This is a genomic window from Planococcus sp. 107-1 (assembly GCF_021513255.1).
Lineage (GTDB): Bacteria > Bacillota > Bacilli > Bacillales_A > Planococcaceae > Planococcus.
Genome location: NZ_CP090977.1, coordinates 3,290,894 through 3,315,139, shown reverse-complemented (window position 1 = coordinate 3,315,139; position 24,246 = coordinate 3,290,894). Strand labels below are relative to the sequence as shown.

At 45.3% G+C, this 24,246-nt stretch carries 24 protein-coding genes and 3 pseudogenes; 19 read left to right on the top strand and 8 right to left on the bottom strand.

Going from position 1 to position 24,246, the window contains the following annotated elements; all coding sequences use genetic code 11:
- The first annotated feature begins 51 nt into the window (after positions 1 to 51).
- On the top strand, positions 52 to 909 hold the full coding sequence (locus tag L0M13_RS17275) for a CPBP family intramembrane glutamic endopeptidase (RefSeq protein ID WP_235197652.1): 858 nt from the start codon (positions 52 to 54) through the stop codon (positions 907 to 909).
- A gap of 108 nt (positions 910 to 1,017) precedes the next feature.
- Here L0M13_RS17275 and L0M13_RS17270 read toward each other — a convergent pair whose 3' ends face one another.
- The 7 genes and pseudogenes from L0M13_RS17270 to L0M13_RS17240 form a co-directional block, all read right to left on the bottom strand.
- A complete protein-coding gene (locus L0M13_RS17270; protein WP_235197651.1) occupies positions 1,018 to 1,383 on the bottom strand; it encodes a hypothetical protein in 366 nt (121 codons plus the stop codon).
- A gap of 72 nt (positions 1,384 to 1,455) precedes the next feature.
- Positions 1,456 to 1,722: pseudogene (locus L0M13_RS17265) on the bottom strand (DnaB-like helicase C-terminal domain-containing protein); the annotation flags it as partial.
- Positions 1,723 to 1,734: 12 nt separating this feature from the next.
- Positions 1,735 to 1,944, bottom strand: a pseudogene (locus tag L0M13_RS17260) (DHH family phosphoesterase); the annotation flags it as partial.
- Between the two features lie 338 nt (positions 1,945 to 2,282).
- Entirely contained in the window at positions 2,283 to 2,621 is a 339-nt protein-coding gene (locus L0M13_RS17255; protein ID WP_235197650.1) for a TipAS antibiotic-recognition domain-containing protein, read from the bottom strand.
- A 107-nt stretch (positions 2,622 to 2,728) separates the two neighbouring features.
- Positions 2,729 to 3,010 (bottom strand): MerR family transcriptional regulator, encoded by a 282-nt coding sequence (locus tag L0M13_RS17250; RefSeq protein WP_235197649.1) that lies wholly within the window; start codon positions 3,008 to 3,010, stop codon positions 2,729 to 2,731.
- A gap of 59 nt (positions 3,011 to 3,069) precedes the next feature.
- Positions 3,070 to 3,930 carry an Hsp33 family molecular chaperone HslO gene (locus L0M13_RS17245; protein ID WP_235197648.1) on the bottom strand — a complete coding sequence of 287 codons (861 nt, stop codon included), beginning with the start codon at positions 3,928 to 3,930 and terminating at the stop codon, positions 3,070 to 3,072.
- Between the two features lie 342 nt (positions 3,931 to 4,272).
- Positions 4,273 to 5,037, bottom strand: coding sequence for a MurR/RpiR family transcriptional regulator (locus L0M13_RS17240; protein ID WP_311195590.1), 765 nt, complete (start codon positions 5,035 to 5,037; stop codon positions 4,273 to 4,275).
- A gap of 212 nt (positions 5,038 to 5,249) precedes the next feature.
- On the opposite strand from L0M13_RS17240, the gene gnd reads away from it, so the two are divergent.
- The 18 genes and pseudogenes from gnd (at position 5,250) to panB (ending at position 22,883) form a co-directional block, all read left to right on the top strand.
- The gene (gnd, locus tag L0M13_RS17235; RefSeq protein ID WP_235197647.1) at positions 5,250 to 6,134 is read left to right on the top strand and encodes a phosphogluconate dehydrogenase (NAD(+)-dependent, decarboxylating); all 885 of its coding nucleotides are present in this window, start codon (positions 5,250 to 5,252) and stop codon (positions 6,132 to 6,134) included.
- Between the two features lie 35 nt (positions 6,135 to 6,169).
- On the top strand, positions 6,170 to 7,510 hold the full coding sequence (locus L0M13_RS17230; protein WP_235197646.1) for a GntT/GntP/DsdX family permease: 1,341 nt from the start codon (positions 6,170 to 6,172) through the stop codon (positions 7,508 to 7,510).
- A gap of 65 nt (positions 7,511 to 7,575) precedes the next feature.
- Positions 7,576 to 9,123, top strand: coding sequence for a gluconokinase (gene gntK, locus L0M13_RS17225; protein ID WP_235197645.1), 1,548 nt, complete (start codon positions 7,576 to 7,578; stop codon positions 9,121 to 9,123).
- A 412-nt stretch (positions 9,124 to 9,535) separates the two neighbouring features.
- Positions 9,536 to 11,191, top strand: a complete 1,656-nt coding sequence (locus tag L0M13_RS17220) for an FAD-binding dehydrogenase (protein WP_235197644.1) — start codon at positions 9,536 to 9,538, stop codon at positions 11,189 to 11,191.
- A gap of 22 nt (positions 11,192 to 11,213) precedes the next feature.
- Positions 11,214 to 11,678 (top strand): DUF4181 domain-containing protein, encoded by a 465-nt coding sequence (locus tag L0M13_RS17215; protein ID WP_235197643.1) that lies wholly within the window; start codon positions 11,214 to 11,216, stop codon positions 11,676 to 11,678.
- Between the two features lie 41 nt (positions 11,679 to 11,719).
- Positions 11,720 to 12,157, top strand: coding sequence for a GNAT family N-acetyltransferase (locus L0M13_RS17210; protein WP_235197642.1), 438 nt, complete (start codon positions 11,720 to 11,722; stop codon positions 12,155 to 12,157).
- 232 nt (positions 12,158 to 12,389) lie between these two features.
- Positions 12,390 to 13,316, top strand: coding sequence for a DMT family transporter (locus tag L0M13_RS17205; protein ID WP_235197641.1), 927 nt, complete (start codon positions 12,390 to 12,392; stop codon positions 13,314 to 13,316).
- 38 nt (positions 13,317 to 13,354) lie between these two features.
- Complete coding sequence (locus L0M13_RS17200) at positions 13,355 to 15,235, top strand: EAL domain-containing protein (protein WP_235197640.1); 1,881 nt, start codon at positions 13,355 to 13,357, stop codon at positions 15,233 to 15,235.
- 137 nt (positions 15,236 to 15,372) lie between these two features.
- Positions 15,373 to 15,906, top strand: coding sequence for a GNAT family N-acetyltransferase (locus tag L0M13_RS17195; RefSeq protein ID WP_235197639.1), 534 nt, complete (start codon positions 15,373 to 15,375; stop codon positions 15,904 to 15,906).
- Positions 15,907 to 16,008: 102 nt separating this feature from the next.
- A complete protein-coding gene (locus L0M13_RS17190) occupies positions 16,009 to 16,638 on the top strand; it encodes a nitroreductase family protein (RefSeq protein WP_235197638.1) in 630 nt (209 codons plus the stop codon).
- A gap of 276 nt (positions 16,639 to 16,914) precedes the next feature.
- Positions 16,915 to 17,463 (top strand): GNAT family N-acetyltransferase, encoded by a 549-nt coding sequence (locus L0M13_RS17185; RefSeq protein WP_235197637.1) that lies wholly within the window; start codon positions 16,915 to 16,917, stop codon positions 17,461 to 17,463.
- Positions 17,445 to 18,163: pseudogene (locus L0M13_RS17180) on the top strand (Type 1 glutamine amidotransferase-like domain-containing protein). The gene L0M13_RS17185 and the pseudogene L0M13_RS17180 overlap by 19 nt, the downstream one beginning before the upstream one ends.
- Positions 18,164 to 18,173: 10 nt before the next feature.
- Positions 18,174 to 18,749, top strand: a complete 576-nt coding sequence (locus L0M13_RS17175; RefSeq protein WP_235197636.1) for a nucleotidyltransferase family protein — start codon at positions 18,174 to 18,176, stop codon at positions 18,747 to 18,749.
- A gap of 17 nt (positions 18,750 to 18,766) precedes the next feature.
- Positions 18,767 to 19,273, top strand: a complete 507-nt coding sequence (locus L0M13_RS17170) for a GNAT family N-acetyltransferase (protein ID WP_235197635.1) — start codon at positions 18,767 to 18,769, stop codon at positions 19,271 to 19,273.
- A 168-nt stretch (positions 19,274 to 19,441) separates the two neighbouring features.
- Positions 19,442 to 20,089, top strand: coding sequence for a class I SAM-dependent methyltransferase (locus L0M13_RS17165; RefSeq protein WP_235197634.1), 648 nt, complete (start codon positions 19,442 to 19,444; stop codon positions 20,087 to 20,089).
- The gene (locus L0M13_RS17160; protein ID WP_235197633.1) at positions 20,077 to 20,517 is read left to right on the top strand and encodes a hypothetical protein; all 441 of its coding nucleotides are present in this window, start codon (positions 20,077 to 20,079) and stop codon (positions 20,515 to 20,517) included. Before L0M13_RS17165 ends, L0M13_RS17160 begins: the two co-directional genes overlap by 13 nt.
- Positions 20,510 to 21,664, top strand: a complete 1,155-nt coding sequence (locus tag L0M13_RS17155) for a DUF3885 domain-containing protein (protein ID WP_235197632.1) — start codon at positions 20,510 to 20,512, stop codon at positions 21,662 to 21,664. Before L0M13_RS17160 ends, L0M13_RS17155 begins: the two co-directional genes overlap by 8 nt.
- A 382-nt stretch (positions 21,665 to 22,046) precedes the next feature.
- Entirely contained in the window at positions 22,047 to 22,883 is an 837-nt protein-coding gene (gene panB / locus L0M13_RS17150; RefSeq protein ID WP_235197631.1) for a 3-methyl-2-oxobutanoate hydroxymethyltransferase, read from the top strand.
- A 43-nt stretch (positions 22,884 to 22,926) separates the two neighbouring features.
- On the opposite strand, the gene L0M13_RS17145 is transcribed toward panB, so the two are convergent.
- Positions 22,927 to 24,228 carry a murein hydrolase activator EnvC family protein gene (locus L0M13_RS17145; RefSeq protein WP_235197630.1) on the bottom strand — a complete coding sequence of 434 codons (1,302 nt, stop codon included), beginning with the start codon at positions 24,226 to 24,228 and terminating at the stop codon, positions 22,927 to 22,929.
- Positions 24,229 to 24,246: the final 18 nt, after the last annotated feature.

Here is a 24,246-nt window from a genome sequence, read left to right as displayed (position 1 = left end):
AAAAAGTCGGAAGAAATTTTTATATCGGCAAGCAAACAAAGGAGGAAAGACATGATAAATACATCGAAGAACTCTTACTTAATTTATATAACCATAGTCATTCTTGTAGTATCCTCTATATGGATTATTCTATCGAATAACGGGCGTATCATCGTCAGTGCAGACTTTGATGATTCGCTTTTACTGTGGCATCACTGGTTAATAGTCGGGTTACCTTTTATTATTTTATATTTGTTACCATATAAAAACCCAAAAATCCTCTCCTTACAAGAGGAGGAAAAACAGACTCTAAAATCACAAACGCATTATCTATTGATTGCTGCTCTTTTTTATTTTCTCGCTCTAATTATAACGCCTGCTGAACATGTTTTTGACTTTTTTTATATTTACAAACTTGTTTTTCTGCTTTTTGTTCCTCTTATAATTTTCAAATGGAAACCAAAAATAAAACTTCACAGACATTCTGCAAAAAAACAGTGGAAATTTGCCCTCATACCCGTTGTCGTATGGATGTTTATGTATTTTTTCAGTCCATGGAGTTCTTCAGAGTCGAATACATACGAAATGAATTTTCTTATTTTATTGACCGGTGCTTTAGTTTCTTTTTTGCTTAACAGTGTTCTGGAAGAATTATTTTATCGTGTTTGGTTACAAACTCGATTGGAGATTTTTTTAGGAACATGGCCGGCCATTTGTGTAACTGCTTTGTTATGGGCTGTTTGGCACGTTACTATACAGAGCGCAGGCAGTTTTGATGTGACATTAGCAAATTCCATGGCGAACCATGGACTCATGGGCTTGTTTTTAGGACTTTTATGGTCAAAATATCGAAACTTTTGGGTTCTCATCATTGTTCATGGATTAACAAATTTCCCTCTGGAGATTATTAGTAGACTGTTAGGGAACTAATCCCCATTTAACACGAACATCTAATTTTATTGCGAATTAGATGTTCGTGTTTGATTAAATTGTTTAATATACCAGCTTGAAACTACTACTTTTTTTCAGAAAACACACTTATTCTAACGTTAAGTTCATTCGTCTGATTTCAACCCCTTCTTCGAGGAGCAAGATGTCGGCTGATTCATCAGAAATCCATTCAATATCCATGGTCGTGTTCTCTTTGCCTTCCGGGTCAATATTGATACTGCTCATTCTATTTCTTGATTGATCCTCATTTTTTCCATAGTAGGCTTTATGCGCTTTCCCGTCTATTTCCGCTTCAACTAGTTCAATTCGCCATTCTTCATTTGGAGAGACACTGATTAATTCCTTCCTCGGATCTGATGATTCATTAGACTCTTCTGTCGCAAACGCGAAATAGCCAAAGTATCCGAATACAGCTAATACAATGAAGCCTAAACAGCCGATCAACCATTTCATGTTAATTCCACTCCTTTCGTTCCCAATAAATACGTACAAACACTGAAAAAGTTACAAAAAAACCGGACTCTTTTAGGGGGCCGGCGGAGCCGTATGCTGGCTCCAATCAATTTTGACAAACTTATTGAACTCTTTCACAAAGGCCAAGGTCACGGCATCCGTTAGACCGTTACACTGCGTGGCAATGGTGATTTCAAGCATGTTTTGATTTTCTGTTTCTTTGTCATAGTAATCTTCACGGTATAAGAAGGATACGCTATCGGCATCTTGCTCAATCGAACCCGATTCACGAAGACCGGAAATCATCGGACGCTTGTCTTGTTCGCTCCTTACTCTTCTATAACGTGCACCAAGCATCGATGTTGCTTCGAGCATCGTCATTTTGTCGTGTTTCGGCTGATATTCGATCAATTCGGTCACGAGTTCTGGTGTAGAAGAAGCATATGGCTCCAAATAGACAAGTAGCGTATTGTCGATAAATTCTACACCTCGGCGGTGATGATCGAACAGTACCACTTTTTCGGCTCTTTGTAACAGACGTTCGTCAATCATAATACTCGGTACTGGTTTGCGAAATGAAAATAAATTTGTCATCAAATGCTTGGAATTTTACCAAGTGATCACTCATGGGAAATCTGCTTCAATAAACAGGGTGACATTATAACCAAATGTAAAATAGTTGATTTCTGTCATGTATATACGTTCAGTATTACTCCGATATGTGGAAATATGAAAGGTGAAAAGTCATGTATAGTAGCTGGACAAGTTGAATCTGAATCGTAAATCCAAAACAAATCTAGTTTACGTATCAATAATTTATCGGAAGTTCGTTAAAAACAAATACAAGAAAGGAAGAGGGAAGCCAACTTATCAGCTTTTCCTCTTCCTTTCATATAAAATCACTTATGATTCAATACTTGACTGATAAATTGGTATAGCTCGCCATCTATTTCATATTGCAGTTCGTTTCCTGGGTTTTCGGCGTGGAAATGTTCGGCTTGCTTGCGGAAAGTCCTATCGTCTTCGGAAAAGGCATTCACGATGTCATTCCATTTTTTCGCTAAATCTTGTACTTTTTCATCGGAAGGAGAAGCGCCTTTTTCTTTTTCCAAACGTATTTCCTTGATAAGATCGTTAAACTCTTGCTCGGCCTGCTTTAAGAGTTGTTTATCAGCATTCTCATATCTGCTTTCCATGGTATCCAATTGCTGCTTCGAAAAGTATTTTTCCTTATTCATTTTCAGCGCCTCCATTAATTTAGTAAGTTCTGGAATCGACATGGTCCGATTGCTGCGCGCAGCCGATAACGCATTTTCCAGCTCTGCTACTAGTTTTTGCTGAACCTCTATCTCTTTTTTGACGCGGAAATTTGGGTTTGCAAAATCTCTGCAACGGTTTGTTCCTCCGGATTAGACAACAGAAGTTGTATTTCTTCTAACGACATGCCCATCTGCTTTAAGGACAAAATGGGCTGAAGACGGACCAAATCTGCTTTCGTGTAAAGCCGATGCCCTGACTCCGTATACTGAGAAGGTGAAAATAAACAGATTTGATCGTAATAGCGTAAAGTTCGAATCGTTAAACCCGCCAATTCGGCAACTTCTCCGACTTTCCAATGTTCCTTCATTCGCTTAGCCTCCATTTAACAACATTTCTATTCACCAACTAAAACCGAGAAATTCGAAGTTAGAAGAGTTGCTGCATCTCCTTTTGCTCAAACGTGTAGGTTTTCCCGCAAATATGGCAAAAAGCTTCAATGTCTTCCTTTCGTTCAATGCTCCGTTTGATTTCCTCTTCACTCAATGAATAAAGCATGCCATAGAACATTTCTTTACTGCATCCGCAGAAAAATTGACTGGAGCTATGGCCAATAATTTTTGCATCCCCAAACAACTGGGTTAACGCTTCTTCGCTGTCACTCGCTTCTTCAGCGTTTAGTTTACTGAAAATATCCGGATTGGCTTTCACAATCATTTTCACTTCTGAAAGCAGTTGTGGTGGTGCACCGGGAAGCAGTTGTGCATATAGTGCATGGCTGGAAAGAAGGGAACCTCCCTTATCCAACTGAATGTCGGAATAAAGATAGGTCGGCGTCTGATCACTCTGCACAAAATAGTTGGCGATATCATCCGTGATATGTTGATTTGGCATATCGGTAATGCTGGTGAATTGATTCATCTCAGAACCCTTTATGACACGGATCATCCCAGAAGGTCCAATCAAATCTTGCATCGACTTTTCTTCTATATTAGAAGATCTCAAAAGTTCCTCGTTCAGGTATCCTCTGACATTTCCATTGGCTTCGGCTTCCGCAAAAATCTTATGGCGAGTGTTGCTCAACGTTACCTGGAGGCTCATTCGCTGGTTCCCTTTGAGCGTACCAGAGAGTATGCTCATTGCTGATATCGTTTTGCCTAACAGTAGTTTAAGCGGTTTAGGAAGTTCCTGGTTTAAGGCATAGATATCGCGAAGCAACTGGGAATTATCAATAAAATATAGACGAATCTGTTCTTCTTTAATTAATGCCTTAACAATGGCATTTTGCACAACGATTCCCCCTTTTGCAAAAGTAAGCTAGCTTTACTATAAAACATTACCCTACGTAAGGTTCAAGGGGAGAATGAAATTTTCACGATATTTATTTTTAGTTAACATATGAGGGCTTATCGGAAGTTTATATACGAAGTAAAGAACTTGAAAAGCTAGTGACCTCTTTATTTAAGGTTATTGGTCTTTCAAATTTTATGCAGATTAAATCCTGAATTGATACAATTTTTATTTAAAAGTGACATTCATATTTATACAAGCAATTATCAAACAGCTACATAAATTTCATAGAGAAAAAAATACTCGGTAGCCAGTCGACTGGATTACCGAGTATTTTTTAAGTCACAGCCGCTTTTGGGACATCGCTTCGCGCATGCTTTGAAGAGCTTTTTTGCCTTCTTCTCCGCGTGCAATCATCAAGTTCGTATAAAGGGCATCGATCAAGGTGAGCTGAGCAATGCGGGAAGAAAGTGCCTCAGAACGGAAATCCGTTTCTTCAGACGAGGTGTATAAGGCGATATCCGCGTCTTTAGACAGCGGGGACTTGCCGAAATTGGTGATGCAAATAATGGTCACACCTTTTTCTTTTAAGATGCGCAGAACATCAAGGACGTCATTGGTTGATCCGGAATGGGAAATGACAATGGCCGCGTCTCCTTGCTGAAGCTGGGAAGCAGCCATCAGCTGCATATGGGCATCAAGGTTGATGGACACTTGGAGGCCGAGCCGGATGAACTTATGGTAGCCGTCCATGGCAATAGCCGCCGAGCCGCCGTTCCCAAAAAACTCGATTCTTCGTGCCGTTATGACTGCATCGACCGCTTGCTCCATCGCAGAAGCGTCCACGATCTGCAGCGTATCTTCTATCGTCTTGATATTGGAGCGGAAAACTTTTTCCGTGACGCGCTCGACGCTGTCGCCTTCTTCGATTTTTTCATGGATGTCTTTCAGCGGCGCTACTACTTCAGCGGCTAATGAAATTTTGAATGCCTGAAAACCTTTAAAGCCGATCCGCTGGCAGAAACGGAAGATGGTGGACTCAGCTAAGCCGAGTTCATCGGAAATTTGGTTGATGGTCAAATGGATAATATTTTTAGGATCGTTCAAGACATAGTCGGCGATCTTTTTTCTTTTTCGCTGAAGTGGCGGTAACTGCCCCGGATGGCAGCCAGCGCAAATGCCTGTTCTTTCATAAATTCGCGCCTCATTTCTTTGGTGGGTTTCCTTTAATTATAGAATAACATGTTGTGTATGGAAAAATATTTGATATAATATTTTTAATACGGAAAAATATTCTTTTATTCATAGGAGGTTTTATTATGCAAATCGGTGTAATCGGTTTAGGCAAAATGGGATTGAACTTGGCCCTTAACTTGGTGGACCACGGACATAAAGTGATTGGCTACGATAGCCATGCGGCAATTGAAGAAAGCGGTTTCAAGAAAACTTCTTCGATTTCAGAGCTTGTGGAGAAATTGGAAACACCTCGCACAGTATGGCTAATGGTGCCGGCAGGAGAAATTACGGAGTCGGTGATTACGGAACTCACGCCGCTATTGGAAAAAGGCGATTCGATTATTGACGGCGGAAATTCCAATTACAAAGACACGGTGCGCCGTGCTGAGCAATTAAAGGAACAGGGCCTTTACTTTTTTGACTGCGGAACAAGCGGTGGAACAGAAGGGGCGCGCAAAGGAATTTGTTCGATGATCGGCGGAGACGCTGAGAAGTTCAAGGAAATCGAACCTTTGTTCAAAGACATTTCGGTAGAAGACGGCTATTTGTATACGGGAGAACCGGGAAGCGGGCATTTCTTGAAAATGGTGCATAACGGAATTGAGTACGGCATGATGCAATCGATTGCCGAAGGATTTGAAATTCTGAATAAAAGCAATTTCGATTTCGACTACGAGAAAGTGGCGGGCGTTTGGAACAACGGATCTATCATCCGTTCGTACTTGATGGGCTTGACGCAAAATGCATTTTCAAAAGACGAAAAATTGGATGGCATCCGCGGCGTCATGAACTCATCAGGTGAAGGCAAATGGACAGTTGAGACAGCTTTGGACTTGAATGTTCCGGCTCCGGTTATCACATTATCGCTGATGATGCGCTACCGTTCGTTGGAAGATGACACCTTCACAGGAAAAGTCGTGGCTGCGCTGCGCAATGAATTCGGCGGGCATGCAGTAGAAAAAAAGTAAGATAATAAGGCTTTACACAACGAGGAGGGACGAAGATGTCAGGTTCAACATTGATTTTGGTGGCGGTAGCCGGTATTTTTCTTTTATTGTTTTTGGTTATGCGCACGAAATTGCATGCGTTTGTGGCATTATTGCTTGTCAGTTTATTAGTCGGCATTGCGGCTGGCATGCCGCTTGGCCAAGTAATTGAATCGGTTCAAAATGGTATGGGCGGTACGCTCGGATTCGTCGCAGTCGTCGTCGGACTTGGTGCAATGTTCGGTAAAATGCTCGAAGTATCGGGTGGCGCTGAGCGCTTGGCAGGTACGTTGATCAGTAAATTCGGAGAGGAAAAAGCGCCTTGGGCTCTTGGGCTTACCGGATTCATCGTTGCCATTCCCGTTTTCTTTGATGTCGGTTTTATCATTTTGGTGCCGATCGTCTATGGTCTGGCCCGCAAAACCGGAAAGTCGCTTCTTCATTACGGAATTCCGCTGCTCGCGGGTCTTGCCGTGACGCATAGCTTTATCCCCCCGACTCCCGGGCCGATTGCCGTTGCGCAATTAGTCAATGCGGATATGGGCTGGGTTATTTTATTCGGCGCAATTGCAGGGGTGCCCGCAATGATTTTAGCCGGGCCGCTCTTTGGCCGTTACATAGGAAAGAAAATTCACGTCGCCATTCCGGATTACATGGAATTGGAACAGAAAGAGTACGATAAGGAACTGCCGAGTTTTGGTTTGATCACTTTCCTTATTTTGATTCCGCTTATCTTGATTTTGATGAATACGGTTTCAGGGGTTGTTTTAGAAGAAGGAAATACAGTACGGGATATTTTGACATTCCTGGGCCATCCATTTGTGGCTTTGACAATTGCTACATTATTGACTTTCTATATTCTTGGAACGAAACGCGGCTACACACGCCAGGAAGTTCAGGATATCGCGACGAAATCGCTTGAGCCAGCAGGAATCATCATCCTTGTTACTGGAGCCGGCGGTGTTTTCAAGCAAGTTCTGATCGATTCAGGCGTTGGGGAAGTGCTTGGGGATATGATGGCGGGTTCACCGCTGCCGCCAATCGTTCTCGCTTTCCTAATTGCCACAGCTGTCCGGGTAGCGCAAGGATCGGCAACAGTCGCTATGGTAACTGCAGCCGGATTAATTACGCCGCTTTTGGAAATGGTCAATATGACGGGGCCGGCACTCGGTTTAGTCGTTATTGCCATCGCTTCAGGTGCGACGGTTCTGTCGCATGTCAACGACTCGGGGTTCTGGCTAGTAAACCGGTATTTCGGGCTTGACGTGAAGGATACACTTAAATCATGGACCATTATGGAAACTATTATCGGGTTAACCGGATTCGTGGTCGTTTTAATCATCAGTTTCTTCATTTAAACAACTTCGAAAAAGAAAAAGGGGAGATTCCTTTTTCTTTTTCTTGTATCTAAAGGAGGGCTACCATGCCTGAACAAGCATATTACTTAGGAGTCGATATCGGCACGACGTCGACAAAATCGGTTTTATTCAATAAAAAAGGAAATGTTATCGCAAGCGACACGATTCTTTATCCGCTGGATACACCAAGCCCGATTATCGCAGAGCAGGATCCGGAAGAAATTTTCCGCGCTGTCCTGGGGACGATAAGAGAAACGATTCGAAAAAGCGGCATCGGTCCGGATCAGTTGAAGTTGGTATCGTTCAGTTCGGCGATGCACAGCTTGATCGCAATCGACAGTGAAGGGGAATTGCTGACGAAAAGCATCACGTGGGCGGATACGAGAAGTTCAAGGCATGCGAAAAAAATCAAGGAACAGCAAGATGGACACGAAATTTACTTGCGCACCGGAACGCCGATCCACGCAATGTCGCCGCTTGCGAAATTGGTTTGGCTGAAAGATGAAAAGCCGGAAGTTTGTGAACGGGCGGCTAAATTTATCGGCATCAAAGAATACGTCTTCTTTAAGCTTTTCGGCGAATATGTCGTCGATCATTCCATCGCTTCTGCTACCGGCTTATTTAACCTGGAAAAGTTGGACTGGGACCGGGGAGCACTCGAACTGGCAGGTATTTCACCAAACGAGTTGTCGCGTCCTGTGCCGACAACCCACCAGATGAAGGGAGTCTTGCCGGAGTATGCCGCGTTCATGGGGATTCCTGAGCAGCTGCCGTTTGTGGTAGGTGCGAGCGACGGCGTCTTAGCGAATCTCGGCGTGAACGCCATCGAACCGGGCGTCATCGCTGTCACGATCGGCACAAGCGGGGCCATCCGCACCGTTTCACCTGTTCCGAAAACAGATCCAAAAGGGCGGACGTTCTGCTATGCTTTGACGGAAGACCACTGGATTATCGGCGGTCCCGTCAATAACGGCGGCATCGTGCTGAGGTGGCTGCGGGACGAGTTCGCATCCTCTGAAGTCGAAACGGCCAAACGCTTAGGAATCGACCCTTACGACGTGCTGACCAAAATTGCATCGACTGTCAATCCGGGATCGGACGGCCTTCTGTTCCACCCGTATATGACCGGTGAACGGGCGCCGTTATGGGATGCCAATGCACGGGGATCGTTTTTCGGCCTCAGCATTCACCACCAAAAACAGCATATGATCCGTTCGGTTTTGGAAGGCATCGTCTACAATCTGTACACGGTCCTGCTTGCGGTTGAAGAATTGACGGGTGAACCATTGCGCATCCAGGCATCCGGCGGCTTTGCCCGTTCTGAAATGTGGCGCCAGCTGATGGCGGATGTGTTTGATAAACCGGTAATCGTGCCGGAAAGCTTCGAAAGTTCTTGTCTTGGGGCTGTCGTGCTTGGCATGTACGCCCTCGGCGAAATAAAAGATTTCTCCATCGTTTCGGAAATGATCGGAGAAACCCATACCCACTATCCCGAAGCTGCAACGAGTGAAATCTACCGTGAATTATTGCCGATCTACATTCGCTTGTCGCGTTTGCTGACGGAAGAATATGAAAGCATTTCTGAATTCCAGCGAAAGCATTTAGAAGGATAGGAAAAAAGCCGAAACCGGATAAAGGTTTCGGCTTTTATTGTTGATATGGAGTGGTGGGTGGAAATATTTTCTATTATTTTATTTGAAAGCTGCATTTTCTCCATGGCTATGAATTTGCGCGCGTTCAAATGAAAATGCGCGCGCTCACTGAAGTTTGCGTGCGTTCAGACAGAAATGCGCGCGTTCAAAATCATTTACGCGCGTTCGTCGTAGATTCGACCACTTTTCTCAAAAATTTTTAAAACAATAAAATAATATTCTAATATAAACCAAATCCAAAACAAAATAAATTCATCGTCATTCCCGCCTCAATACACGATCCGATTAATTATCAGAAAATATCTATAATTTACCAATCGTTTCTGCTACGATAAAAGAAGAAAGAATAGGGGACTGCAAAGGGGATGTCGGCGTGGGATATGATGCGATTATAGTGGGGGCAGGTTTAGCCGGATTGGTGGCAGCAGCGGAAATTGCGGATGCAGGAAAAAGGGTTTTACTATTGGATCAAGAACCTGAAGCATCTTTTGGCGGCCAAGCGTGGTGGTCATTTGGCGGATTGTTTTTAGTGGATTCACCTGAACAGAAACGCATGGGGATCAAAGATTCGAAAGAGCTTGCATGGCAGGACTGGCTTGGGGCAGCCGGTTTTGACCGCGAACAAGACGAAGATTACTGGGGAAGAAAATGGGCGGAAGCCTATGTGGATTTTGCTGCGGGTGAAAAGCGGGCGTGGCTAGCGAGTATGGGCGTAAAGTTTTTTCCTGTCGTCGGCTGGGCAGAACGCGGCGGCTATTTAGCGGAAGGCCACGGCAATTCCGTACCGCGTTTCCATATCGTGTGGGGTACTGGCCCGGGGATTGTGGCACCTTTTGAACGCCGTGTACGCGCGCACATGAAAGCAGGATTGGTCGACTATAAGCCGCGCCATCAAGTGGATGGACTGGTAAAAGAAGGCCATGATGTTACAGGAGTGTTTGGTTCGGTGCTTGAACCAAGCGAGGCAGCAAGAGGAGAAGCGAGTTCCAAAAAAGTGGTCGGGGATTTTCTGTATCACGCAGAAGCGGTCGTAGTGACAAGCGGCGGAATTGGCGGGAACCATGAATTGATTCGGAAGAATTGGCCGGAGCGGCTAGGGGCAGCTCCTGAAAATATGCTGTCGGGTGTCCCTGCCCATGTGGACGGGCGCATGCTCGCCATCACTGAAAAAGCAGGCGGGCGGCTTGTGAACCGGGACCGGATGTGGCATTACACGGAAGGCATTAAAAATTGGAATCCGGTCTGGCACAAGCACGGCATCCGGATTTTGCCGGGGCCGTCATCGATGTGGTTCGATGCTACAGGCAAGCGTTTTCCGGCGCCGAACTTTCCGGGATTCGATACTTTAGGAACATTGGAAACGATTCAAAAGAGCGGCTTCGATTATTCGTGGTTCATTTTGACGCAGGCGATGATCGAAAAGGAATTTGCTTTGTCCGGTTCGGAACAGAATCCCGATTTAACCGGCAAAAGCATCCCGCAAGTGCTTTCGCGCGTGCGAAAAGGGGCGACTGCACCGGTTCAGGCGTTCATGGACAAAGGGGAAGATTTTATTGTTGCCGATTCGTTAGAAGAGCTGGTAGCCGGAATGAACCGGTTGACCGGCGAAAATCTGGTGGATGTTAAAGAAATCGAACGCCAAATTGTTGCACGGGACCGGCAAATGGACAATGCGTTTACGAAAGACCTTCAAATTACTGCGTTGCGCGGAGCTAGAAATTACCGGGGCGACCGGCTGATCCGGGTAGCGGCGCCGCATAAGATGCTCGATCCGAAAAAAGGTCCGCTCATTGCGGTCCGTTTGAATATCGTCAGCCGCAAAACGCTTGGCGGTTTGCAGACCGATTTGTCAGCCCGTGTCCTTGATGAGGCCGGCCAACCGATTCCCGGGCTTTATGCTGCAGGGGAAGTCTGTGGTTTTGGCGGCGGCGGTGTCCATGGCTATCGTTCGCTTGAAGGAACGTTTCTCGGCGGCTGCCTGTTTTCAGGAAGAGTGGCAGGCCGTGCAATAGCAAACAAACAAAAATAACGCTAGAAAGGGGAAGATTGATTTGAGTACTTATCCGAGCGGCTTGCCGCCTGAATACACTTCTCAGTTCACTTCGGAATTCTGGTGGAGCATGGCATTTTTCTTGATTGGGAGTGCAGTGGTGATTTTCCTTTTGAATATGCTATTAAGAAAAATGTTAGGCGTCGAGAAAAGAAAAAGATTCTCTAATAATTATGTAAATGAAAAGCATCAAAGAATCGATTGGACCATTCGGATGGTGGCAGTATTTGCGGTTGTCATCACTGCCATTTTTGCGTTCTATTCCATTCAGATTTACATGATATTCATCTTTGTCATCTTTGGTGCCATCCAGGAAACGGTCCGGGCCGTCATGGAGAAAAAGTATGCTGAAAATCCGAATGATTACCTTTTCACTTTGATTCAATTTCCATTGTCGATCATCGTAATTTTCACTTTGGCTTATGCGGCGTTTCCTGAGGTTTTTGGAGAGTTGCTAAGCGCCTAGGAAAGAATGGAGAGTGAATAAAATAGTAAAGGAAGAGGAGCATGACCATAAAACAAAGCGATTTTTCAATACGTCCATATAAAGAATCCGATTTTCCAGCCATTCACCAATTAAATCAAAAAGAAGGCTGGACCAATCTGGCAGCTAAACAAGACGAAACGAAATCAGCCTGGAACCATTCCCAAATCGCTTTTGTAGCGGAGCGAGATGGAGAAGTCATCGCCTGCGTAAGAGGGTTGACTGACGAATCGATTAGTTTGTATATATGTGAACTGCTAGTCGATGAAAAAGAACGCGGCAAAGGCATAGGCCAAGCGTTGTTGGCATATGTGCATAAACTTTATCCGAAAACACGGATGGAGCTGCTCGCGAGCACGACTTCACAAACATTCTATGAAAAACAGAAATTCCGTCCCTTCTATGGATTTCGGAAAACACTAGAGGAATTGGAAAGCCCCGTTGATTCTAATGAAGCATAGGGGAATACGATTGCTCCTATCTCTGTCTTTGCGCTAGCTTCGCCACAAAAAGGAGTTGTCCCAAAATTAATTTGGGACAACTCCTTTTTGTACTTTTCTATTGAAGTAGTAAAAAATGTGTTTACAAAGATCCGGAAAAAGGGAAATCTAAGACATTACATGACGAACAGCCCCTTTTGAAAGCTTAACGTTAAGAAAAAGGGAATTATAGCCGATAAAAAGAGGGATGAGCATGAGCCAATTTAAAGTTTATCTGTTGCTGGTTGCTATTATGTTTATATGGGGCGTTAATCTTCCAGCGGTAAAATATTTAACTGCACAAATGGGACCTGTCACCATGACTTCACTCCGTATTTTTTTAGCGGCGTTAATGGTCTTTGGCGTCCTGTTTTCATTTGGCATGGTCCGAAAACTCACAGCTAAAGAGTGGCGGTACGTAGCGGTCGGATCGCTGCTCAATGTCGTCATCCACCATTACTTTATTTCGGTTGGGCTTTCTTTAACTTCCGGAACAAACGCCGGATTGATTCTCGGGACCAGCCCTATCCTGACGGCTATCTTCAGTTTGGCACTGCTTCGCATGCGGCCGTCGAAACTGCAGTGGATTGGCCTAATGCTCGGGTTTATCGGCGTATCCGCGACCGTATTGTCCGGAAATAGCGAAACGAGCCGAGTATCTATAGGGGATGTATACATATTACTCGCCATTCTTGGCCAGGTGTTGAGCTTTTTGGTCATCAGCAAAGCTTCTGAAACCTTGGATCCAAGGCTGCAAACAGGCTATATGTTTCTTGTGGGATCGGCTGGCCTGTTTATAATCAGTTTGATCCAAGAGCCCGGGGAATGGCGGATGTTCGCTGAAATGAATGCAGCATTTTGGCTATTGGTGATTGCCTCCGGTGTGATTGCGACGGCACTTGGCCATATGCTTTATAATTATTCACTGGGCCAAGTCGGGCCGCCAAAAGCGGCAGTTTTCATTAATTTAAATACATTATTCGCTTTGCTCGGTTCTGCGGTTTTTCTTGGGGAAACGATTACAGCCGTACATTTGGCAGGATTTGTCGTCATTATGTTTGGGGTGCTTTTTGGTTCAGGCGCTGCAGAAGAACTCTGGCGGATGAAAGTCCGGAATGCGAATCGAAAAAAAGCGCTATAATTGAGCAGCACAAGTTTTTTTGAATGGAGTTTGAATAGATGAACATTCATCGCGTGAATGGAAGTTATATAAGTGAGGCTGATCGGTTGAAGGCCCGTTTCTACAGTTTAATCGGGTATGTCATCGGTTGGGGAAATATTATCGGCGGATTGGCTTTTGGATGGTTTGTAATCGCCAGTGAGCAGGGCGCGACTTTTAGCGAATACCCGGTGCCTCTCGCCATGCTTATTTTAGGCGGATTTTCGCTATGGCTTGGGAAGACTACGATTCAAGGTACGGTTAAAGAGCATTTATACGCCATAAATTACGTATCGATTCCGCTTATTTTGTTTTATTTTATCGATGAAGTGGCGGTTTCGATTTGGGCCGTCGTCTTTTTATATTTGATGGTGGCTTTGATCCTTCAAAGTTTTTTGCTGGTTTCCTACGTGCTGGCGGTTTCACTCGCTGTATTAGTGAGCTTGATCGTCCTCGTGCCGGAGGAGCTAATGGTCGTGATTGGTACAGATCATCATCTTTTCCGCTTGGCTTTAATGATTTTGGCTGCAGGGCTCGCCTATTGGGGGCTGAAATCGATGAACAAACGGGAAAAGATGCTTTTTCACTATATGGATCAAGCGGAAGAGATGGCTTATCAGGATCCCTTCCTGAAAATCCCGAACCGGATGGATTTTAACTTATACATAGATTACATGCTAAAAGAAAAGCATTTCATTGTCGGCAAAATTGAAATCAATCATTTTCAATCGGTTTATGATGTGCTGGGGCATCAAAAAAGCGATGAATTGCTGAACTTAGTCAAAGTTCGCTTGGAAGATAAGCTGACCGGCCATTCCTATTTGGCAAAAGCGGAAGGCAGCACATTTTTGATTGCTGTAGAAAATAATTTTGCAAAAGAAGAAGTCGTTTCCTATTTTCAAGATATTCTCCAGGTCTTGTCAGCACCTTATGAATTGAAAAATCACAATTACATGCTGACATTCAGCATTGGGACGAGCTGCTCCAAAACAGATGGCCAGACCAGCGATGAATTGATGCGCCATGCACAATTTGCGCTGGATAAAGCGAAAGATTCGGGCATCAACCGCTGGGTGTATTGTTCTGAAGAAATCAAACGCGATAGCATGAACCAAGTAAGAATTTCTGAAGCTTTATACCAAGCGGATTTGGAAAAGGAATTCTGTGTTGTCTATCAGCCTCAAGTTCAATTGGAGACAAACCGCATGGTGGGAGTCGAAGCGCTCGTGCGCTGGCAGCATCCGGAAATCGGCACCATCTCTCCAGGAGTCTTTATCGAGATTGCGGAGAAGAACGGCTTCATTGTCCCATTGGGCAATTGGATTTTAGAGCGGGCATGCCGGCAAGTACAGGAGCTTACGGGGGTTTCCGAAGAGCCGCTGAAATTGGCGGTCAATGTCTCCTTTATCCAGATTCAGCAAGAGCATTTTGTGGAAGAAACGCTAGCCATCCTGAAAAAAACGGGATTCCCGCCGGAAAATCTGGAAATTGAATTGACGGAGCGGTCGCTGTTTGAAAACCGGATGGAAGATCTTCAAAAAATCGAAGAACTGAGGTCCCATGGCATCCGCATTGCCATCGACGATTTCGGAACCGGCTATTCTTCTTTCGGCATCTTAGCTAAGGTCAAAGTCGATAAAATCAAAGTGCCGCGCGAATTCATCGACCGGGTCGACAGCAACCAAAACAGTCAGCGCATCGTAGAGACCATCACCTCGATGGCAGAGCGTTTCGAGTTGACCTGCCTTGCCGAAGGCATTGAGCGGGAAGAGGAAAGCACGTTTCTCCGTCAGCTCATCTGCCAGGAAGTCCAGGGCTATTATTACGCTAAGCCCGTTGAAATCCATCAAATCAAGCAATGGAATAAACCCAAAGAAGAATTTTCGATCGAACTTCAGTAAAAATAACCATTCAAGCCGGTCCATCAAAGGACCGGCTTTTTATTTAATCAAAATGAAAGTTTCATGTGGAACATGGAAGTTAGGGAATTGTGATAAAGTTGAATGACAAGATGATTCTAGCAGAAATGGGGAGAAGTATGGAAAGTGAAAAAATTGTTTTGCGAAAATTGACAGAAGCGGACTTGCCGGATATTTTAGCAGTGGAAATCAAGAACAAAGACTTATTTGAACAATTTTCAGTAACGCGGAGTGCGGATTACTACACCTTAGAAGGACAGGCAGCGAGGCTGCAAAGGCAAGAAGAAAACCGCCAAAAAGATAAAGAGTATAATTTCGGGATCATCTTAAAAGACGGGACTTTGATCGGCAGCATCAACTTGGTTCAAGTGGTTCGCGGCCCTGTTCAAAGTGCCATCATGGGCTACACCGTAGACCAGGACCATAACGGCAAAGGCTATGCCACAGAAGCCGTGAAGCTGCTCGTCAACTATGCATTTGAAGAATTATTGCTGCACCGCATCGAAGCAGGGGTCAAGCCGGATCATATCGCGTCCATCCGGGTTCTGGAGAAAGCAGGCTTCCATAAAGAAGGGATCAGCCAGAAAAACGTTCAGATCAATGGCGTCTGGGAAGACCACCAAATGCTTGCCATCATCAATCCGAACGATTAACGGAAGGCGTGCAGGTCAACTTCTTTGACAGGCTAAAGGCTGCGTGATAAATTACTCCTTGTCAACTTACTAAAAGTAAGTGTAAACAGAGGAGGCATTTCCATGTCAGTAAACGTAGAATCACCCTTATATAAAGTAATGAAAGAAAGAAAATCGGTGCGTATTTACGATCCGAGCTTCAAAATCGAAAAAGAAGAACTGGAAGAAATGCTGACAATTGCAACAAGTGCTCCGTCTTCTAGCAATCTTCAAGCTTGGAACTTCATCGTGATCCAAGATCAAGACGTTAAAAAAGAATTGCGCGCTATTGCGAATAACCAAGCGCAAGTCGAGCAATCATCAGCTGTTATTGCGGTACTCGGCAATATCGACGCATACAAAAACGTTGAAAAAATCTACACGCAAAATGTAGAAGCCGGACATATGGATGAGTCCATTAAAGAACGGACTGTCGCTAATACGTATGCAATGTACCCGAACGCACCTGTTGAAGCGCGAATGAATATCGCAGCATACGATGCTGGGCTTGTCTCCATGCAATTGATGCTGATTGCAAAAGAGCGCGGATACGATACAATCCCAATGGGCGGTTTCGACAAAGCGAAATTTGCTGAGAGATTCGAACTGCCGGAACACCTTTTCCCGATCGTCTTGATTGCTGTCGGAAAAGCGGCGGCTCCAGCTTTCGGAACAACGCGTCTGCCGTTAGAAGAAGTAGCAAAATTCATCTAAAACAAAACCTGAACTGCCGGCCGGCAGTTCAGGTTTTTTTATTGAATCGCGGCCAATCGGCGGAGTTGGGCGTATTTATAGAGAAGTTGGGAGTATTTCAGTTAAAGTTGGGCGTATTTCAACTAAAGTTGAGAGTATTCCAGTTAAAGTTGGGAGTAAAAGAAGGAGCCGCCATTTACGGACGGAAAAAACTGCGAACTTCCGAGCGAGGCAGGGGAAACAGCCGGCCGTGGCGAAAACAGGTAGATGGATTCGTTAACTTGAGGAGGCAACCTAATGGCATTTCCTATATTTGAAACGGAACGATTGAATTTAGTACATATTACACAGCGCTACAAAGACGAGTTTTTTGATATCATGTCACGGGATGAAGTGACAAAATACTACGGGAGCGAAAGTTTAACCGATCCGGAAGAAGCAGCCCGTCTCATTGATGCCTTTCAGTTTGGATATGAAAGCGGACGAGGCATGCGCTGGGGAATCATCTGGAAAGAGAGTGGACAATTTCTGGGGACGGTCGGATTGAATAATTTGAATGTCCGTGCAAAGAAAGCGGAGGTCGGCTACGAACTGCATCCGGACTTTTGGGGGAAAGGGATTACGAAAGAGGCGGTCAGTGAGATCTTGCGGTATTGCTTTGAAGAACACGAGTTGTACCGTATCGGAGCCGTGACTTTCCCGGAAAATGAACCATCTAGCGGGCTCTTGAAGAAACTAGGTTTCAGCGAGGAAGGACGTTTGCGCGGCTACCTCTATCAAAAAGGCGAATCGCATGATGCATTGATTTTTTCATTGTTGAAGCCGGAATGGGAGGAAAGAACATGAAGCAAATTATCGCGCTTGGTGGAGGCGGCTTTTCCATGGAGCCGGATAACCCGTTATTGGATCAATACATTCTTCAGCAATCTGGAAAAGCAAATCCTAAGATTTGTTTTATCCCGACAGCAAGTGGCGATTCGGAATCTTATACGCAGCGTTTCTATGATTTTTTTGAGAAGCAGGCATGTTCGCCTTCGCACCTTTCTTTATTCAAGCCGCCTGCCGGAGACCTTGAGGAATTTGTCATGGATCAGGACATTCTCTACGTCGGAGGCGGCAACACAAAAACCTTTTGGTTTTATGGAAAGACTGGGGATTGGACGGCATCATCCGAAAAGCTTGGAAACAAGGGACGGTGCTTGCGGGAATCAGTGCAGGGTCTCTCTGCTGGTTCGAAGATGGCATCACGGATTCTTACGGGGAACAGTTGGAGCCGATTCACTGCCTCGGTTTTTTAGAAGGCAGCAATTGCCCGCATTACGACGGCGAAGAAAATCGACGGCCGGTATATCAGCATTCAATTGCATCGGGAGCGATAAAAGGCGGAATTGCTGCAGATGATGGAGCCGCTTTGCATTATATCGGAACGGAACTCCACCAAATCGTCAGTTCAAGGCTGGCTGCAAAAGCGTACCAAGTTTCTTTTGATGGGGCTTTGCAGGAAATGGAATTGCCAGTCGTTTACTTGGGCAACCGGAATGACTGAGGAGAAAAAGATGAAAAACGAAGAAGATATTTTACGCGCGATCCAAGCGGACGGTTGGATGATGGCTGTACTCGAGACAGCGGAGCGACTGAATCTGCCGGATTGGTGGATCTGTGCAGGCTTTGTCCGGACCAAAATCTGGGATGAATTGCATGGCTTTAACGAACGGACACCGCTTGGAGATATTGATGTGGTTTACTTTAATCCGGAAGCGGTGGATGAAGCGGAAGAGAAGCGCTATGAAGAAAAGCTCCGTCAGCTGATGCCGGATTTGCCTTGGTCGGTGAAGAATGAAGCCAGGATGCATCACATCAATAACCTTCCGCCATACGCATCTTCTATCGATGCCATTTCGAAATTCCCGGAAACGGCAACGGCGCTTGCCGTTAAATTGGACGAGCGAGGGCAATTGGTTTTAGCAGCTCCTTGCGGATTAAACGATGTATTGAACTTCATCGTGAAACCGACACCGCATTTTAGTGAAAATAAAGAACTGAAAGCGATTTACGAAAAACGCTTGAAGACAAAGGACTGGCTTGTAAAATGGCCGAAATTAACGATTGACCAGATGGACAAAAACAGTTAGCGAAAGGACCTTTCACCATGAAAATACAGACAGAACGATTGGATTTCCGCTTCTATCGCGACGAGGATTTCGAATTCCTTTATTCCATGCTGTCGGACCCGGATGTCGTTCGCTATATCGGCAATGGCCAGACGCGGACTCGTGAAGGCGCAATGGAATTTTTGTACTGGATTTACCGCTCTTATCGGGAAGATCCGGACTTCGGTTTGCGCGTGCTTGTCCGGAAAAGCGACGGACAGCCCATCGGACATGCGGGCCTTGTCAGACAAACAGTCGAAGGGCAGCCGGAACTTGAAATCGGCTATTGGATCGCCAAGGAATTTTGGGGGCAAGGGTATGCAAAAGAAGCAGCAAACGGCCTCCGCTATTACGGCACCCATTACCTTGCCAAAAAACGCTTCATTTCCCTCATCCAGCCCGGGAATATCGCTTCGCAAAAAGTAGCCGAATCGATCGGCATGGCGTTCGAGAAAAAAATTGTCATGAATGAAAAAGAAGTATGGGTTTATGCGTTGAAAGTTTGAGAATATTTTTCTGTAAAATTATGCTAATATTTAATTAACAATGAAAGGTGGAGATTAAAATGAAACAGGCAAAATTAAGTAAAAGACAAACAAAACGAGGACAACAGCGCACCAACTGAAGAGTGGAGAATACTCTCGGTTTGGTTCAGCTAACAGGAGGAGTATTCAATGTTAAACAAGCAAGGTTTTGATTTATGGGCAGGGCAGTATGACAAGACGGTTCAACTGAGCGAAGAAAATAACCAGTACCCGTTTGCCGGTTACAAGGAAATCTTAAATACAATTTATAACGAAATTAGAGAACGGGAAAATTCAGAGGTGCTGGATATCGGTTTCGGAACAGGGATACTGGCGAGCCGGTTATATGAAAACGGCCACCAAATCGACGGCATCGATTTTTCATCGGAAATGATTGCCATTGCGAAAGCGAAAATGCCGGAAGCGAATTTATTGGAATGGGACATCACGGAAGGCTTGCCACACGAGCTGGCAGGCAGAAAATACGACGCGATTGTCAGCACTTACGCTTTGCATCATCTTTCGGATGAACAAAAAGTGGACTTCCTGAAGAATCTTCGGCCACTGCTTAAGGCAGAAGGCAAAATCTATATTGGGGATATTGCGTTCCAAACCCGTGCAGACTTGGAGAAATGCCGAAAAGACAGTGAAGGCTACTGGGATGAATCGGAGCATTATTTCGTCTACGAGGAAATAAAAAACAGTCTGGAAAATCTTTTCCATTGTGAGTTTTATCCGCTTTCCCATTGCGGCGGTGTCATTGTACTGGATCCAGAGGCGACTAGATGGAAACGGTGAAAATCGGACCGTGGACAGTGAAACTCGATACGGAAAAAACACGCGATTTTTATAAAAAACACCATCGCATCATCGAAGATTGCAGCTGCCGTCACTGCGAGAATTACAGTTTGGCTGTGGACTCATTCCCGGAACAAGTGCAAACTCATTTTGAACGGCTCGGCATCGATCCGCAAAAAGAAGGCGAAGTTTTTGTAGGAGAAGATGACGGGAAGGATATGCTTCTTTATATGGGGTTTTACCACGTGGTCGGCGAACTGATCGAAGGGCCAAAACAGGCAGTGGCCGAAGAAGATGGATTGAGATTTTATTTTTCAGACCAAACTGATTTAGTGCCGGAAGGATTTCCGGAACCGGTCCTGCAATGGGAATTTGAACTGGAAGTGCCGTGGCTTCTTGAGAAAGAGAAGAGGGATGCTTATGAATAAAGTGCGAATGGACAGATTCACGTCCTTCATGGATAGCCATTTTCCGGATTTGACCTTGTTGCCTGCCTTGTTTTATTCGTGGCCAATCGGCATTCGTTTTGAACTGGGCACTCACTGGAACAAAGGTTTAGGCTATGAAGGCAGCCCTTACCTTGAAAAAGTCTATAGCCGGGCCATTCGTTTATTTGAAGCGGGGCACGGCGAACAGGATGAATTGTACATCGTCACGCATGTCTCGGATTTTGGCCAGTTAAAGCGAAACCGCAAGAAGCTGATGATGATGCGCTATGTCAAAGAGAAATCGTTGCGTTACCGCTTGATGCATCAAGAATGGCCGTACGAGATTCCGGAAGACAATAAGAGCGGAAACTGGAAAACCCATCGTTTCGTATTGCCGTGCCGGCGAAGCGAGATGGATTACCCGGGTTTATTGAAGGAATGCTGCAACGAAGACATGGGATTTAAAAAGACGGTCTATCAAGAGGTCTATATTGTTAATAAAACCCGGAAAACCGTTTTCCATGTGTACGACGACCGAGGTTGCGACTTGATCGCCGCGTCTGCCGAAGCCATCCGGCCGATGTATGAAACCTTCAACGGCTGGATATTGGATTACGACCGCTTGCAAATCGATCAAGTTTTCAATGGAGGGAACACGATGAAGCCGGTAATGAAGAGAAGCGACCTGAAAAGCAAAGAGGACATCTGGAATGCCGTAATCTTAGCCATCAGCAATGTGGACTTTCCTTCCGGAGATCCGGCCGCCGATGAACTTTCCATCCTTTTTCAGTACTATTCCGAGAATGAAAGCGGCGGGCATGAAATTTTGCTGAATTGGGGCAGTGAATCCATTGAAGAGCAGGGCATTGATGCTTATCTCGAGAAACTCACATCGATCTTGGAGAAAATTGGAGCGGGCGAATACGCAGCAATCGAGCAGCGCTACTTGAAGGGAATCTGGCAGCTCTACAAGGAGCTGGAACAAGACGAACAAAAAGAAGACGCTTTTCTAAAAGCGGTTGAGCAGGCAGATCGAGCTTACCAAGCCCTTGGAAAGCAATTGGAGAACAAGATGGAAGCGTATTTTGTGGATGTTTATCCCAAGTTAATTGAAATCGTCGAAAGATCGACAAGAGAAAAAGGCTGATTCTTAGATGAATCAGACTTTTTCTATGGGTTTCTTGGGTGCGGACAGTAAAACAGCGAAAACGGACAGTATTTCGCGCTTTAAGGCAAGTAAGTTTACTATTAGACTGTACATCAGCCAAAAAGTTCATGGGGAAAAATAAAAAATTTCACCAGAAATAGCCGTTTGTCAGACTATTGCCATTTCTGCTATAGTACGAGTAAGGGCGGTATCATTGTTGAACTGCACCTGGCAATCCCATTTTCAACAAATGAATAGTTCTGCCTTGATCTTGATATGACAGGGACGGAGAAAACCAATTAACGTAAATTTCTGTCCGTCTGTCCATTTTTGGATTAGACGGGCTTTTTTGTCGGTTTTCCTCCCGGAAGGAGAGAAAAAAATGAAGAACACCGCATCATTCAGCAAAATGAAAGCACAAAATGAGAAGATCGCCATGCTGACAGCGTATGATTACCCATCGGCGAAATTGGCGGAAGAAGCTGGCATCGATGTCATTTTAGTGGGAGATTCGCTCGGCATGGTCGTGCTTGGCTATGATTCCACGGTGAAAGTGACAGTCGAAGACATGATCCATCACGGCAAAGCTGCACGCCGGGGCGCACCGGATACTTTCCTTGTCGTCGACATGCCGTTCGGTTCATTCCATGGCAGCTTGGACCGCACTCTTGAAAATGCTATCCGAATCTTTCAGGAGACAGGGGCAGAGGCTTTGAAACTCGAGGGGGCCGATGAAGTGATCGACGTCATCCGTTTACTGACGCGCACCGGTATTCCGGTAGTAGGGCATCTAGGCCTGCTGCCGCAGACAGCCGGCGTTCTCGGCGGTTATAAAGTACAAGGCAAAACGGCAGATGCAGCTCAGAAATTGATCGAAGATGCCAAAGCCTGTGAAGCGGCAGGTGCTTGCATGGTCGTACTTGAATGCATCCCGTACCAATTGGCGCGTGAAGTCACGGCGGCTGTATCGATTCCAGTTATCGGGATTGGCGCCGGCGCCGAAACAGACGGCCAAGTGCTGGTTTATCACGACACATTGAAATACGGCTCGCACCATTTGCCGAAATTCGTCCGTTCCTATGCAGAAAGCGGAGAAATCATGAAAAACGGCTTGACGGCTTATGTAGAAGAAGTGAAATCCGGGGCATTCCCTGCTGAAGAACACCGTTTCACGATGAAAGAGGAAGAACTCCAGCAATTATATGGAGCCGGAAAATAGTAAAAAGCCCTGCTTGAAGGTTCAAGCAGGGCTTTTGTTTGGTTTATCTGATGTATGGAGCAGGGTTTACTGCATTTGAACGTGCACCGTTCCAAGATCCGATATGGATTTCAAAGTGAAGGTGAGGACCGGTTGAACGTCCTGTACTGCCGACTTCTCCCACTTTTTGCCCTTGGGAAACAGATTGGCCGACAGAAGCGCCAATCGAGCTCATGTGTCCGTAAACTGTTGCGTAAGACCGTCCGTTAATGGAGTGGGTCATGATGACAACATTGCCGTAGCCGTTCATATAGCCGGCATAAGTGACATAGCCGCTTGCTGCAGCGACAATCGGTGTGCCTGTTACATTGGCGATATCCATTCCAAGATGCGATTCCGCACCTGCCCCGATGTCGCGTCCGCCGAAGCCGGATGTGAATCTTCCTGGAGCCGGTTGGATAAAGTTGGCGCTGCCTGCTGCCGGTGCGACATAAGAAGAACCGGAGCTTGCGCTTTTAGCTGCTGCCGCTTTACGGGCAGCTGCTTCTTTTTTCTTGCGCTCTGCTTCAGCTTTGCGTGCAATTTCAGCTAGACGTGCTTGCTCTTTCGCGATTTTCTTTTCCAAGCTTGCGCTTAAGTTAAGGGCTTCATCGCGCTGTTTCTCCAAAGTGGATTTTTCTTTAGCCAAACGGTTTTGTTCAGCTTTTAAATCTTTCTCAAGCCCTGCCTGTTCTTTTTTCTTGGCATCAAGCGAGTTTTTCAATCCGACCAATTCGGCTTTTTGCTTTTCCTGTTCGGCTAATTTATTTTCAACTTCCGCTTTTTGCTCAGCCAAAAGTTTTTTATCGTGGGCTTGTTCTTTCATGATTTGGCGGTCAGCTTCGATTAAGGTATTCACTGCTGAAAAACGGTCGATAAAATCGATGAAGCTGTTTGCTCCAAGCAATACATCGATGTAATCCACAGAGCCGCCGCTCAATTGGATAGCGCGTGCGCGGTCTTTCAATAATTCTTCGCGTTCGGCAATTTTCCGTTCCAATTCTTCGATGGATTTTTTCAGTTCGTCGATTTCAACTTTTGTTTGATCGATTTGCGCTTGGACCCCGTCGATTTTCGCTTCGGTTTCCTGGATTTGCTGATCCAATTTCTCGATTTGGCTGATGATCTTTTCAAGTTTTGTCTGATTTTCTGAAATCTCGCTCGCTTTTTGCTGGATTCCGGAATTCAATTCGTTTTTCTTTTGTTCGGCTTGCTGTTGCTTTTTCTCCAGGTCGCTTAACGCATCCGCATTCGCTGATGGCATGATAAGCGTCAAAGATAACACTGCGGCAATGGCCGTCGCAGTCCATTTCGATAATTGCTTCATGTGTTCATTTCCCTCCTG